This window comes from Leifsonia shinshuensis (genome assembly GCF_013410375.1).
Classification (GTDB): domain Bacteria; phylum Actinomycetota; class Actinomycetes; order Actinomycetales; family Microbacteriaceae; genus Leifsonia; species Leifsonia shinshuensis.
This window is the reverse complement of sequence record NZ_JACCFL010000001.1, coordinates 2,900,876-2,914,825: the sequence shown is the minus strand read 5'-3', so window position 1 is coordinate 2,914,825 and position 13,950 is coordinate 2,900,876. Positions and strand designations below refer to the sequence as shown.

Here is a 13,950-nt window from a genome sequence, read left to right as displayed (position 1 = left end):
GCGTATGCATCGAAACGGAACCGCCGCGCTGCCGAGCCTATTCCGCGAGGCCGGCGGGCGGGGCGGGACGCGGCCGGCGCGGGATGTAGCGCGGGATGAACCGGGCGAGCAGGACGGCGCCGGCCAGCCCGAGCACGCCCATCACCGCGCTGGCGAACGCGATCGAGACCAGCCCGGTCAGCAGCGAGACCATCAGCGGCGCCGCCGCCTGTCCCGCGTCGCCGGTGAACCGCCACGCTCCGAGGAACGCGGCCGGGCTCTCCTTCGGCGCCAGATCGGCCCCGAGCGTCATGATGATGCCCGAGCCGATTCCGTTCGCCAACGCGAGGAACAGCGCGACGCCGATGTACCAGACCACCGCCCCCGGGAGGTCGTGACTGAGCGACAGCACGAGGAAGCCGATCCCCAGCCCGAGCATCGACGGCACGACGCTCCACATCCGGCCGAAGCGGTCCATGAGCTGGCCGCTGGAGTAGAAGAGTGCGAAGTCGACGGCCCCGGCGAGGCCGATGATGAGCGCGGTGTTCGCCTCGCTCAGGCCGATCGACACGGCCCAGAGCGGCAGCAGCACGGTGCGCGCGGAGCGCACGGCCGCGACCAGGGAGATGCCGGAGCCCATCCGGGCGAGCACGCCGCGGAAGGCCCAGATGGTCGCGAAGAGCCCGCGGGTGCGCTCCTCGGCGTCCTCCTCGCCCGCCGTCAGCCGCTCGCCGCCGTGCCCGGCGGTGGTGGGCGCCGGGCCGAACATCCGCTCGGGATCCGGCAGCACCAGCAGCACGACCACCGAGCCCAGGCAGCTCACGATGAAGATCCAGAACACCGACTGCGTCGACCCGGTCGCCGCGATCACCGCCGACGCGATCAGCGGCCCGATGAACCAGCCGGCCCGGAAGATCCCGCCGAGCGTGGACAGCGCCCGGGCCCGGTAGCGGACGGGCACGTAGGTCGTCATGAACGCGTGCCGGGCGAGCGCGAACACCGCTGTCGCGATCCCGACCACGAAGATGCCGACCATCAGCACCCAGTAGTTCGGAGCGACCAGGCAGACGACGACGCCGGCGACCGCGACGGCCGCTGCGCCGATCATGGCGGTGCGCTCGCCGATCCGCGAGACGAGCCAGCCGCTCGGGATGTCGCCCGCCAGCTCGCCGAGCATGAGCATCGACGCGATGAAGCCGGCCATCGCCAGCGTCGCCCCGAGGTTGCCCGCGGCGATCGGGATGATCGGGATGATCGCGCCCTCGCCGGTCGAGAAGAGCAGCGTCGGCAGGAAGGCGGCGAGTGCGACAGCGCGGAAGGAGAACGGGCGCTCGTCGGAAGTCATTTGCTTAACACAGTACAACTGTCAGCCGCACGTCCCGCCGCGAGGGGCAGCCGGTAGGCTGGAGGACGCCATGATCGAACTAGACCTCTCCCCGCAGATCGCGGACCTCCGCTCCACCCTCGCCGACATCGTCGCCGTCGTGAATGTGGACAAGCTCCGCGCCGACATCGCCGACCTCAGCGAGAAGGCCGGGGCGCCCGACCTCTGGGACGACACGGCGAACGCGCAGAAGGTCACCAGCGCGCTCAGCCACCGCCAGGCGGAGCTCGGCCGCATCACCTCGGTCGAGCAGCGCCTCGACGACCTCGAGGTCCTCGTCGAGCTCGCCAACGAAGGCGACGACGAGGAGTCCGCCGCCGAGGCGCGCGCCGAGCTGGAGGCCCTGCAGAAGACCCTCGGCGACCTCGAGGTGCAGACCCTGCTGAGCGGCGAGTACGACGAGCGCTCGGCGATCGTCACCATCCGCTCCGGAGCGGGCGGCGACGACGCCACCGACTTCGCCGAGATGCTCATGCGCATGTACCTGCGCTGGGCGGAGCAGCACAAGTACCCGGTGAAGGTCATGGACACCTCCTACGCGGAGGGCGCGGGCATCAAGTCGGCCACCTTCGAGGTCGAGGCCCCGTACGCGTTCGGCACGCTCTCGGTGGAGGCTGGCACGCACCGCCTCGCCCGGATCAGCCCGTTCGGGTCGGCCGACAAGCGCCAGACGTCCTTCGCCGCGGTGGAGGTCATCCCGCTGATGGAGGAGGCCACGGCGGTCGAGGTCCCCGAGGGTGACATCCGCGTCGACGTCTTCCGTTCCTCCGGCCCCGGCGGCCAGTCGGTCAACACGACCGACTCCGCGGTCCGCATCACCCACCTCCCGACCGGGATCGTGGTGTCGATGCAGAACGAGAAGTCGCAGATCCAGAACCGCGCCGCCGCCATGCGCGTGCTGCAGACCCGCCTGCTCCTTCTCCAGAAGGAGGAGGAGGCCGCCAAGAAGAAGGAGCTCGCCGGCACCATCACCGCGAGCTGGGGCGACCAGATGCGCTCCTACTTCCTCTACGGCCAGCAGCTGGTCAAGGACCTCCGCACCGGCTACGAGTCCGGCAACCCGGCGTCGGTGTTCGACGGCGACCTGGACGGCTTCATCGCCGCGGGCATCCGCTGGCGCGCCGGCGCGAAGGACGAGGACTAGCCTCCGCTCACCGTTCTCCCAACGCTCGCGCACAGCGCGTGTGCCGGGGACTGTCAGGGTTGCGGCGTGCGGGCATGTCGCTACTGTGGAACGCGGAAGTGTTGCTTAGTCTCTAACAGTCATGATCCGGTTCGAACACGTATCCAAGCAGTACGCGGGAACAGCGCGCCCTGCGCTCAACGGCATCAACCTCGAGGTGCTGCGCGGTGAGTTCGTCTTCCTGGTCGGCGCGTCCGGCTCGGGCAAGTCGAGCTGCCTCCGGCTGATCCTCAAGGAGGAGCGGCCCACCAAGGGGGCCATCCACGTCCTCGGCCAGGACCTCGGCACGATCTCGTCGCGCAAGGTCCCGTACTTCCGCCGCAACATCGGCGTGGTCTTCCAGGACTTCCGGCTCCTGCCCAACAAGACGGTCTTCCAGAACGTGGCCTTCACGCTCCAGGTGATCGGCAAGTCGCGCGGCTTCATCCAGGAGGCCGTGCCCGACGTGCTCGCGATGGTGGGCCTCGACGGCAAGGCGCAGCGCCTGCCGCACGAGCTCTCCGGCGGCGAGCAGCAGCGCGTCGCGATCGCGCGCGCCGTGGTCAACAAGCCCCAGATCCTCCTGGCCGACGAGCCGACCGGAAACCTCGACCCGGCCACCAGCGCCGGGATCATGTCGGTGCTCGCGCAGATCAACGCCGGCGGCACCACGGTGCTGATGGCCACGCACGAGGCCGCGATCGTCGACCAGATGAAGCAGCGCGTGATCGAGCTCGTCGGCGGCCAGATCGTCCGCGACGAGCGCCACGGCGGCTACGGTGTGACCTCGGCCATCCCGCTCCCGCGGCCGACCGCGGAGGGGCTCGAGGCGCAGGTCGCGCCCGTCCCGGTGCCCGCCGCAGCGGCGGCCCCGGCTCCGTCCGAGCCGATGACGCGCCCGCACGCGCCGGTCGGCAACCCCACGGGTCCGGTTCCGGTCGGTGCGACCGGTCCGGTGCAGCCGATCCCGGCTCCTGTGCAGCAGGCTCCCGTCTACCAGGCTCCGGTCCCGCCCGCGCCGGTCTATCAGGCTCCGGTCCCGCCCGCGCCCGTGCAGCAGCCCGCGCCGGTGCAGCAGCCCGCGCCGGTGCAGGCCGTCCCGGTGGCCGTGCCCTCCGGCGGCGAGGACCTCCCCGACCACCTGAACTTCACCGCCAACCTCGACCTGAGCGGGCTGCGCGACGCGTCCGACCGCGACGGCGAACAGAATGTGGGGCCCACGAAATGAGATTCGGGCTCATCTGGTCCGAGGTCGGCAACGGCCTGCGCCGCAACCTCTCGATGGTCGTCTCCGTCGTGCTCGTCACCTTCATCTCGCTGACCTTCGTCGGCACCGCCGCGCTGCTGCAGCTGCAGATCGCGCAGATGAAGACCTACTGGTACGACCGCGCCCAGGTCGCCGTCTACATGTGCACCGAGACCGACAACTGCCCGGGCGGCGCGGCCACCGCGCAGTCGGTGGAGGCAGTCAAGAAGCAGCTCGAGTCTCCCGAGATCGCGCCCTACATCCAGAAGTTCTACTTCCAGGACCAGAAGCAGGGCTACGAGCAGTTCAAGCAGCAGTTCAAGGGCAACCAGATCGCGGACTACGTCACGCCGGACATGATCCCGCAGACGTTCTGGGTCAACCTCAAGGACCCGAACCGCTCGGACGTCCTCACCGAGACGCTGTCCAGCTCGCCCGGCGTGCAGAGCGTCGTCGACCAGCGCAGCTACCTCGACCAGATCTTCAACATCCTCAACGCGGCCAGTCTCACGGCCATCGGCATCGCGATCCTCATGCTGGTCGCCGCCGTGCTGCTGATCGCAACGACCATCCGGCTGTCCGCCTTCTCGCGAAGGCGGGAGATCGGCATCATGCGGCTGGTCGGCGCGTCCAACCGATTCATCCAGACGCCGTTCATCATCGAGGGCGTGATCGCCGCGCTGATCGGATCGATCCTGAGCTGCGTGGTGATCTGGCTGCTCGTGCAGTACTTCGTGCGCGGCTTCCTCGGCCCGCGGATCCCGTCGATCAACTTCGTCGGGATGGAGCAGGGCTGGCTGGTGATCCCGCTGCTGATCGTCGTCGGCGTGGTGCTGGCGGCGGCGTCCGCGAACTTCGCGATCAAGCGCTACCTGCGCGTTTGATCCGCTGCGCGGGCCCGGCGCTGTAGACTGATCTGCTGCCCGGCGACGTGCCGGGCAGCACCATCTGCGACGTCAGGAGACGCTGTGCCCAGGGAACGTGGCCAGAAGGTCGTGGCCACCAATCGCCGAGCGCGCCACGACTACACCATCGAGGACACCTACGAGGCGGGCCTCGTGCTCACCGGCACCGAGGTGAAGTCGCTGCGCGAGGGCCGGGCGTCGCTGGTCGACGGCTACGCGTTCGTCGACGGGGGCGAGGCTTGGCTCGACGCCGTGCACATCCCCGAATACCTCGACGGCACCTGGAACAACCATGCGCCGCGGCGCAAGCGCAAGCTCCTGCTGCACAAGGCCCAGATCGTCAAGATCGAGAACAAGGTCAAGCAGGGCGGCTACACGATCGTCCCGCTGCAGATCTACTTCAGCGACGGCCGCGCCAAGGTCGAGATCGCGGTCGCCAAGGGCAAGCGCGAGTACGACAAGCGCCAGGCCCTGCGGGAGCGCCAGGACAATCGCGAAGCCGAACGCGCGATGTCCAGCAGGCGTCATCTCGGGGAGTGACGGCGGCTTCCGGGCGTCCTGTCGGCACCGGGTGGCAGGATGAGCTCATGACCAGCAATGACGAGGCGGCGCGGGGCGGCGGCACGACCGTCATCGCCGAGCGCATCCCGGTGAACGGCACGTACAACTTCCGCGATGTCGGCGGCTACCGGGTGCCGGAGGGCGTCGTCCGCCGGGGCAAGCTGTTCCGCTCGGACGGCCTCGCCCGGCTCGGCGACGAGGGGCGCCAGACGCTGCGCGACCTTGACGTGCGGGTCGTGATCGACCTGCGCGACGACTTCGAGGTCTCGGTGATGCCGGACGACGTGGACGGCCTGGACCTCCAGCGGCTGCACCTGCCGGTGTTCGAGGGCTCCGGGGCGTCGCAGTCCACGATCGGGATCACCCTGGTCGGCCTGTACGAGAAGATCCTTCTGCAGCACGGCGACGTGATCGTGACCGCGCTGCGCGAGGTCGCGGACACCGGCGACGACGCGGTCGTCGTGCACTGCACCGCGGGCAAGGACCGGACCGGCATCGTCGTCGCTCTCGCCCTGCTCGCCGTCGGAGTGGATCGCGAGGTGGTGATCGCCGACTACGCCGCCACCCAGGCGAACCTCCGCGGCCCCTGGCTGGACGGGATGATCGCCCTGGTCCGCAGCCACGGCGTGGAGGTCACGCCCGATCTGCGCATCATCCTCGGCGGGAGCCCGCCCGAGGCGCTGGAGGAAGCCCTGGACGTCGTCGATCGCCGGTTCGGCGGGATCCGGGAGTATCTGCTGGAGACCGGGATGAGCGAGCTCGAGCTGGCCAAGCTGCGCTCCGTGCTGGTCGAGCCGGCGTGAGCGCCCGGGTGGTCGGAGGCCGGAACTCACATCGAAGCCATAACCGGTTTACAGCGGTATCGCGGCTTCATCAGGTGTTCTTGTGAGCATGGACGACAACCGGCCCACCGAGCCGCTGTACCCGCAGCAGCCGCCGCAGGGCGTGCCGCCGCAGGGCGTGCCGCCGCAGGGCGTGCCGCAGCAGCAGGCTCCCGAGCACCCGTACGGACCTCCCGCGGGCCCGTACGGCGGGCCGGCGCGACCGGTGGGGGAGCCGTTCTACAAGCGTCACGGGCTCGCGTTCGCGATCTCGACGCTGGTGCTCGCCGTGGTGCTGCTCTTCGGCATCGCCGGGGCCGGCGCGTTCGCGGTCGGCTCCGTCCTGTTCCACGCGGGCTCGCCGCTGTCGCGGCTCCTGCACGACGGCAACCGCGGACCGGAGCAGGTCTGGCCGGGAGGCCCCGGCCAGAACGGCAACCCGTTCGGCAAGGGCAACGGCTCCGGCCAGAACGGTCCGGGCCAGAACGGTTCCGGCAAGGGCGGTTCCGGCCAGGGCGGCCGTCAGGACCAGGGCCCGATCGCCAAGAGCGTCGTGCGCGGCACGGTCACCAAGATCTCCGGCTCGACCTGGACCGTGCAGACCCAACGCGGCGCCACGCTCACCGTCGTGACCTCCTCGGCCACCGCCTACGGCGCCCCCGGGCAGACGCAGAAGGCGTCCGACTTCGCCGCGGGCGACGAGGTGATCGTGGTGGGCGCCCGCACGGGGACGACCGTGACAGCACTGCGCATCCTCAACGTCGCCGACCTCCCGTTGCTGCCGGGGAAGACCGCCCCGACGCCGACGCCCGTGCCGTCGCCCAGCAGCTGACCAGCCGGGCGGCGTCGCCTCAGGACGCCGCGAAGCGCGCGTGCACCTGCACCGCGACCGTGATGTCCTCCGGCTTCAGCGCCAGCGTCGCACCGCCGAGGTCGGCCGACATCGCCCGCGCGAGCAGCGGCTGGATCGGCTGACCGCCCGCCGGCCCGTCGCCGAGCATCCCCGGGTCGCTGAGCGCGAGCGGACGCACCGCGGCGAGCCCGAGGCTCGTCGCGTACACCGTCGCCTTGGCGACCGCGTTCTCGACCGCCCGCCGCCGCGCCTCCTGGGTGATCGACTGCCGCCGCGCCTCCGTCAGGCTCCAGGTGACCCCCTGGATCGTGACCCCGTCGAGCAGCGAGACGACGCCCACCCAGTCGGAGAGCGCGGTCAGCTCGCTGAACGTGACGTCGACGCCGATCTCCGCGTGGTAGACCGGCGCGAGCCGCCGGCCGTCCGGGCTCCAGGGCCGCTCGCCCCAGACCCGCAGCTGGTCGGACCCCCACGACGTCACCGGGCCGCTCTGCGGGTCGTGCAACTCCCGGAGCTCGGCGGCGAGGGACGCGTGCCGCTGCGTCGTCAAGGCGAGGGTCTCGTCGCGCTGCTCGCCTTCGTAGGAGACGCTCAGCCGGACCGCTCCGCGCTCCGCCGGGTGCTTCAGCTCGTACTCGCCCTGGACGGTGATGATGGTGTCGGCCATTCACCGATCGTGGCATAGAAGTGCGGTCGCTGTTGTTGTAGGATAAGAAGCTCGCCGCCAGGAGCGGTGTGTATCTGGACAACTCAACAGCGCGCGATGACGACCCGGCCTCACGGCCGTCGCATGGGGATGATCGGTTTCGACATTGTCTGCGAGAGTGTGAGAAGCGGGTCGAGGATGCATGGTTATCTCGTAAACGATCCATGCGAAAAAATAAGTGCCAATAACAAGAGCACTGTCTCGGCCAAGGCCGACTTCGCCCTCGCGGCGTAAGTTCCCCTTCGCCATTTGAAGAGACCGTCAGACCGGGAACTGTCTTCTACCCGGATCCTGGCGTCAGCTAGAAGACTTGCTTCTGCGTTGAGCATCAGGGCGCAGAGGGACTCCAACTGATACTGAGCCCGTCGGAGCAGGTGCCAGCGACAAGTTCCGGGGCTGAGAAAGCGACTTCACTGGCTACGCCCGTAGAAGGCACATGACCACAGCAGTGGACGGGGGTTCGATTCCCCCCATCTCCACCAATCGGTCGTCATCGCGCGTTGTTGGGATCCGCGCAGTGGCGCGGGATTCGGGGCCTTTTCCGCTTGCGGGGGAGGCCCCGATTTTTGTCGCGTGCCCACATTTCGCCGACACTTTTGTGAGCAGTGGGCGGAGGAGCCGACTCTGGAGCGTCCCCGGGATCGGGGCTGATGCCGTCGGGCGGTGTGGCTCTGCGGGTACTTCCATCACGTCGAGTCGTGTCGCTAGCTTGAGCGGTACCGCTTTCGGAAAGGACGCTCATGACCGGCGAAGAAGTTCAGCGTTCCACCCTTCCGATCCCTGACCAGCGCTCGACCGTTACGACGACGTTCGACGCAAAGGACCCCGACACCACGTTCCCGCCTATTGCGCCGCTGCGGCCGCCGAAGGGCGCGCCCAACGTCCTGATCGTCATGCTCGACGATGTGGGATACGGCGCATCGAGTGTTTTCGGTGGGCCGGTCGCGATGCCGACGGCCGCGCGCTTGGCGGCGGGCGGCCTGAAATACACACGTTTCCACACGACGGCGATGTGCTCGCCTACCCGCGCGGCCCTCCTGTCCGGTCGCAACCATCAGACGGTCGGCATGGGCGGGATCACCGAGATGGCGACCTCGGCACCGGGCACGACGTCGATCCGGCCGAACACCTGCGCGCCGCTCGCAGAGATCCTGAAACTCAACGGCTTCTCCACGGCGCAGTTCGGCAAGTGTCACGAAGTGCCGGTGTGGGAGACGGGTCCGACCGGTCCATACGACCATTGGCCGAGCCCGGGCGGCGGGTTCGAGCACTTCTTCGGGTTCCTCGGCGCCGAGACGAACCAGTACTACCCCGCCCTCTACGAGGGCACGACGCCTGTCGAGCCCGACCGCACGCCCGAAGAGGGCTACCACTTCATGGAGGACATGACCGAACGGGCCATCGGCTGGATCCAGTCCGAGCAGGCCATGACACCCGACAAGCCCTTCTTCGTCTACTTCGCCCCGGGAGCGACCCATGCGCCGCATCAAGTCCCGAAGGAGTGGGCCGACAAGTACAAGGGGGCGTTCGACGACGGCTGGGACGCGCTCCGCGAACGAACGTTTGCGCAGCAGAAGGCGCTCGGCATCGTCCCGCCCCTGACCGACCTCACTGCGCGCGACGCGGTCATGCCAGCCTGGGACGACATGCCAGAGGAGCTCCTGCCGGTGCTGCGGCGGCAGGCGGAGGTGTATGCGGGCTTCCTGGAGTACGCGGACCACTACGTCGGGAAGCTCATCGACGCGATCGACCAGCTCGGGGCGCTCGAGAACACGCTCGTCTACTACATCATCGGCGACAACGGCGCCTCACCCGAGGGCACCCTCCAGGGGACATTCAGCGAGCTGATCTCGATCAACTACCGCGGCGACATCGAGACGCCCGAGTTCCTCGCCTCGAAGATCGACGACCTCGGCGGACCAGAGGCGTACAACCACTACGCGCTCGGGTGGGCGCACGCGTTCTGCACGCCCCTGCAATGGACGAAGCAGATCGCCTCGCACTGGGGCGGAACCCGCAACGGGACTATCGTGCACTGGCCGGCGCGCATCACCGATGGAGGCGGTATCCGCGAGCAGTTCACCCATGTGATCGACGTGGCGAAGACGGTACTCGAGGCGACCGGGATTCCTGAGCCGTCCACCGTCAACGGGGTGACCCAGGAGCCGCTTCACGGCACCTCCATGTCTTACACGTTCGACGACCCCGGCGCCGAGGAGAAGCACGACACGCAGTACTTCGAGCTTCTGGGCAACCGTGGGATCTACCACAAAGGCTGGTCGGCGGTGACGATCCACCGCTACCCGGGGCTGCCGGGCATCACGCAGATGACCCAGAACTTCGATGACGACCGGTGGGAGCTCTACGACGGATCGACCGACTGGTCGCAAGCGCACGATATCGCCGCCGAGCATCCCGGAAAGCTCGCCGAACTGCAGCGGCTGTTCCTGCTGCAAGCCGACCGGTACAACGTGTTCCCGCTCGACGACCGGAAGGCGGAGCGGCTGAACGCGTCGATCGCAGGCCGCCCCGAACTGATCACGGGAACCTCCCAGACGCTGTTCCCGGCGATGCGGCGGCTCCCCGAGAACACGGTGCTGAACATCAAGAACCGCTCGTTCTCGGTCACGGCGGAGGTCACGGTCCCCGACGGCGGCGTCAACGGAACGATCGTCGCGCAAGGCGGACGCTTCGGCGGCTGGTCACTGTACGCGGTCGAGGGTGCGTTGAGCTTCTGCTACAACATGCTCGGCGTCGACTGGTACCGAGTGCGGGCCGATTCCACGATCCCGGCCGGAACCCACCAGGTGCGCTCGGAATTCGCGTACGACGGCGGCGGTCTGGGCAAGGGGGGAACAGTCGCCCTCTATGTCGACGGCGAGGTGGTCGCGACCGGCCGCGTCGAGCAGACGCATCCGTTCATCTTCTCCGGGGACGAGACCACGGATGTCGGCGCCGAGACCGCGACCACGGTGTCCGGCGACTACGACGCGAGCGACTCGAAGTTCACCGGGCGGATCTCCTGGGTGCGCCTCGATGTCGGCGACGACAGTCATGACCACCTGATCGACCCCGAGTACGCCTACCACGTCGCCATGCGGCGGCAATAGCGCCCGTTCCACGTGCCGCAAGAAGATGCGCTGCGTCCGCGGCTCCGGCATTCGAGCAGATATCGAGAAGCGCCCCATCCACCGCGACCGTAGATTGAGTTCAGAGCCGATCGGCGGCTCGCGAACGACGAAGGGGACACGACAATGGCAGACACCACGTTCACCAAAGAGGAGAAGGCCGCCATCAAGGCCGCCGTCGCCGAGAAGAAGGCCATGCAGGCCGGCGCCGACGCCGCGGCCGCGTGCGAGGAGGCGATCGCCGCGATGACCGGGACCGACAAGGAGCTGGCGGAGGCCTTCCACCGGCTGGTGAAGGAGAACACGTCTCTCGCCGCCAAGACCTGGTACGGGATGCCGGCCTACGCCGACGCCGACGGCAGGACGGTCGTCGCGTTCAAGCCGGGCTCCAAGTTCAAGATCCGCTACGCGACCCTGGAGTTCCAGCAGGCAGCGACCCTCGACGACGGCAACCTCTGGCCGGTCGGCTACGCGCTGACGAAGCTCGACGCCCAGGACGAGGAGCGCGTCGCGCAGCTGCTGCGGGCGGCCGTCGGGAGCTGAGCGCTCGCACCACTCCGCGTGTCGCCGCGCAGGACGTGGTTGGATGAGCGCGTGACCCCGACACCCGACGGCCTCCCGGCCGCTGCACGCTCCCGCGTGGAGCGGCAGGCCGCCAGCGGGGTCAGGTCGTCGCTCTTCTCCGCTCCCGCGGCCGCCGCGGCGCGGAGTGCCGCCCTGCTCCCGGTCGGCGAGGTCTTCGGTGGCATCGTCGTCAACCTCGGCTGGACCGGCACGGGCTGCGCCTGGTGGACCATGACGGGTCCGGCGGTGGGACGTTCCACCGCGTTCAACCGGAACGCCTGGCGGTCGCCCGTTACCACCTCCGGCGGAACCACCTATGTCGGCTTCGCCCCGTACGTGAAGGCGTTCGAATCCGCCTGGTACGGGGCCGTCCGGCGGATGCTCGCCGAAGCGGGGGCTCTGGGTGCGCACGGCGTCGTCGGCGTCACGGTCGAGCGCACGCGTCTGGACGGTTCGGCGTGGGAGTTCACCGCGCTCGGCACGGCCGTGCGCTCGGACGATCCGCTGCTCGTCCCGTACCCGAAGAACCGCGGCGACGTGTGGTGCACGAACCTGACGGTCGAGGACACCGCTGCCGCCATCCTCAGCGGCTATACGCCGGGCGAACTGCTCCTCGGCATCTCGGTCTCCACCAAGCACGAGGACTACGAGCTGCGCACCCAGCGCTCGAGCTGGGTCAACGGTGAGGTGACCGGAATGACCGAGCTGATCCAGGCGGCGCGCTCCGAATCCCTGCACCGGCTCGGGAAGAGGGCGTCCGCGATCCCGGGCGCCCAGCTGGTCGTGACCGACCTCGATCTGTTCGAGTTCGACACTCCGTGCGGCGAGGAGAAGGATCTCCACGCCGAGGCGACAGTGATCGGGACCACGCTGGTCCCCGTCCCACGCTACAGCCGCCGCGCCGAACTGTCCGCCGTCACGACCGTGATCCCGCTCAGCGACCTGCGCCCCCGCGCCTGAATCCGACCGCCATCCGAGAGGAACCACCGTGTCCGACCCGTTCTCCAGCGTCACACTCCCGAGCGACGCACGGGCCCGCCTGGCCGACGGCCGTGCGCGGCTGTTCACCAGCGACCTGTCGGTGAACGAGTTCCTCCTCGTCCGGCAGGCCGGATTCCGGCCCGTCGGCCTCGTCCTCGGCTCCAGCGTCTACCATGTGGGCATCCAGGCTCGTAAGTGGGGCAAGAACATGGAATTGGAGAAGCTGAGCGAGGCGATGTACCACGCGCGCGAGCTCGCGATGACCCGGATGGAGGCGGAGGCCGACGCGCTGGGCGCGGACGGCATCGTCGGGGTGCGGCTCGAGATCGAGTTCAAGGAGTACGGCAACGACCTCGCCGAATTCGTGGCCGTCGGCACGGCCGTCGTCGCCGAGGAGAAGCCCCCGACCGGCACCTGGCGGAACAACAAACGGATGCCGTTCACGTCCGACCTGTCCGGCCAGGACTTCTGGACGCTCATCCAGTCCGGCTACGTGCCGCAGGGCCTCGTGATGGGAACGTGCGTCTACCACATCGCCCACCAAGGGATGCTGGCGACGATGAACAATCTCGGCGCGAACGTGGAGATCACCGCGTTCACCGAGGCGCTCTACGACGCCCGTGAGCTCGCGATGGGCCGGATGCAGGCCGAGGCGGAGGCTCTCGATGCGGAGGGCGTGGTCGGCATGCAGCTGCTCTCGCTTCCGCACCGCTGGGGCGGCCACACCACCGAGTTCTTCGCGATCGGCACCGCGGTCCGACCGCTTCGCGACGACCACGTCATCGCGACGCCGAGCCTGGTCCTCCCGCTCACCGACGGCGGACGTGGATGACCGAGCCCGCTGAGGCGGAGGCCGACCCGCAGACATTCTTGACCGAACTGGTCGAGAGCGTCGGACGCGCGCTGCCGCCGGCGCTCGCCGCGCGGGTCCTGGTCATCGAACGCAAGCGGACGCTTGCCGACCGTCTGTTCGGCCGGGCGGGAGCGATCGCGCGCGTCAGCCTGATCGGTCCAGAGGAGACGCTCACCCTCGGGTACGAGCCCGGGCCGCACTGGCGCGGCGAGGTCGATCGTGTGTACGGCGGGGTCACCATCGCCCGCCGCCCCCTCGGCCTCGGCGACTGGCTCACCGCCTTCGCGGGCCGGGTCGCCGCGCTCGCCGCGCAGGCCGCGGGCGACGCGGCCAACTCCTCCCGCGCGCTGCAGACGCTCGGCCTGGAGCCGGTCGGGTCGGAGGTCCAGGTGCGGGACGCCACGATCGAGGCGGACCTGCGGACGCTGCCGGCGCGGCTCGGGCGGCGGGTGCCGGACGAGGCGGTCGCGCTGGTCGGGCGCATCGGCGACCTCCTCATCGACGCGCTGCCGCGGGTGGCCGGTCAGGGCGAGCAGGAGGTCGTGGTGCGGCGGACGGCGACGGTCTACCTCCCCGACACCCTGCGGGCGTACCTGTCGCTCCCGGCGGACTGGACGGCCGACCACGTCCTCCCGGACGGGACGAAGGCCTCGGAGGCGCTGATCGCGCAGCTCGGGGAGCTGGAGCGCGCGGCCAAGCGGCTGCGGGACGCCGCCGTGGAGCACGACGCGTCCGCCCTGCTGGTCAACGGCCGCTTCCTCGCGGAGCGATTCGGGGTGTCGCGGCTCGATCTGCCCTGAACCGTCC

13 protein-coding genes and 1 other RNA gene are annotated in these 13,950 nt (G+C 69.3%); 12 read left to right on the top strand and 2 right to left on the bottom strand.

The genetic code is table 11. From position 1 onward, the window contains the following. Positions 1-37 precede the first annotated feature (37 nt). Positions 38-1,324 carry an MFS transporter gene (locus HNR13_RS14170; RefSeq protein WP_179606754.1) on the bottom strand — a complete coding sequence of 429 codons (1,287 nt, stop codon included), beginning with the start codon at positions 1,322-1,324 and terminating at the stop codon, positions 38-40. Positions 1,325-1,394: 70 nt separating this feature from the next. Here HNR13_RS14170 and prfB point away from each other — a divergent pair, with 70 nt between their 5' ends. The 6 genes from prfB (at position 1,395) to HNR13_RS14140 (ending at position 6,890) form a co-directional block, all read left to right on the top strand. Further along, complete coding sequence (gene prfB / locus HNR13_RS14165) at positions 1,395-2,507, top strand: peptide chain release factor 2 (RefSeq protein ID WP_179606752.1); 1,113 nt, start codon at positions 1,395-1,397, stop codon at positions 2,505-2,507. Between the two features lie 121 nt (positions 2,508-2,628). Further along, positions 2,629-3,753, top strand: a complete 1,125-nt coding sequence (gene ftsE / locus HNR13_RS14160; RefSeq protein ID WP_179606750.1) for a cell division ATP-binding protein FtsE — start codon at positions 2,629-2,631, stop codon at positions 3,751-3,753. Further along, the gene (gene ftsX, locus HNR13_RS14155; protein ID WP_179606748.1) at positions 3,750-4,655 is read left to right on the top strand and encodes a permease-like cell division protein FtsX; all 906 of its coding nucleotides are present in this window, start codon (positions 3,750-3,752) and stop codon (positions 4,653-4,655) included. Before ftsE ends, ftsX begins: the two co-directional genes overlap by 4 nt. An 84-nt stretch (positions 4,656-4,739) precedes the next feature. Continuing rightward, positions 4,740-5,216: an SsrA-binding protein SmpB gene (gene smpB, locus HNR13_RS14150; protein ID WP_179606746.1), complete on the top strand. Its 477-nt coding sequence runs from the start codon at positions 4,740-4,742 to the stop codon at positions 5,214-5,216. Positions 5,217-5,263: 47 nt separating this feature from the next. Continuing rightward, positions 5,264-6,040: a tyrosine-protein phosphatase gene (locus HNR13_RS14145; RefSeq protein ID WP_179606744.1), complete on the top strand. Its 777-nt coding sequence runs from the start codon at positions 5,264-5,266 to the stop codon at positions 6,038-6,040. 88 nt (positions 6,041-6,128) lie between these two features. Then, entirely contained in the window at positions 6,129-6,890 is a 762-nt protein-coding gene (locus HNR13_RS14140; RefSeq protein ID WP_179606742.1) for a hypothetical protein, read from the top strand. Between the two features lie 19 nt (positions 6,891-6,909). Here HNR13_RS14140 and HNR13_RS14135 read toward each other — a convergent pair whose 3' ends face one another. After that, complete coding sequence (locus tag HNR13_RS14135) at positions 6,910-7,578, bottom strand: SIMPL domain-containing protein (RefSeq protein WP_179606740.1); 669 nt, start codon at positions 7,576-7,578, stop codon at positions 6,910-6,912. Between the two features lie 125 nt (positions 7,579-7,703). Between HNR13_RS14135 and ssrA the strand changes: the two genes are divergently transcribed. The 6 genes from ssrA (at position 7,704) to HNR13_RS14105 (ending at position 13,943) form a co-directional block, all read left to right on the top strand. Then, positions 7,704-8,099: a transfer-messenger RNA gene (gene ssrA, locus HNR13_RS14130) on the top strand. 258 nt (positions 8,100-8,357) lie between these two features. Beyond that, positions 8,358-10,727, top strand: coding sequence for an arylsulfatase (locus HNR13_RS14125; protein WP_179606738.1), 2,370 nt, complete (start codon positions 8,358-8,360; stop codon positions 10,725-10,727). A 144-nt stretch (positions 10,728-10,871) separates the two neighbouring features. Then, entirely contained in the window at positions 10,872-11,288 is a 417-nt protein-coding gene (locus tag HNR13_RS14120; protein ID WP_179606736.1) for a hypothetical protein, read from the top strand. Positions 11,289-11,339: 51 nt separating this feature from the next. Next, entirely contained in the window at positions 11,340-12,269 is a 930-nt protein-coding gene (locus HNR13_RS21645; protein ID WP_179606734.1) for a heavy metal-binding domain-containing protein, read from the top strand. Positions 12,270-12,297: 28 nt separating this feature from the next. Further along, entirely contained in the window at positions 12,298-13,122 is an 825-nt protein-coding gene (locus HNR13_RS14110; RefSeq protein WP_179606732.1) for a heavy metal-binding domain-containing protein, read from the top strand. Next, positions 13,119-13,943 (top strand): hypothetical protein, encoded by an 825-nt coding sequence (locus HNR13_RS14105; RefSeq protein ID WP_179606731.1) that lies wholly within the window; start codon positions 13,119-13,121, stop codon positions 13,941-13,943. Before HNR13_RS14110 ends, HNR13_RS14105 begins: the two co-directional genes overlap by 4 nt. The last annotated feature ends 7 nt before the right edge of the window (positions 13,944-13,950 follow it).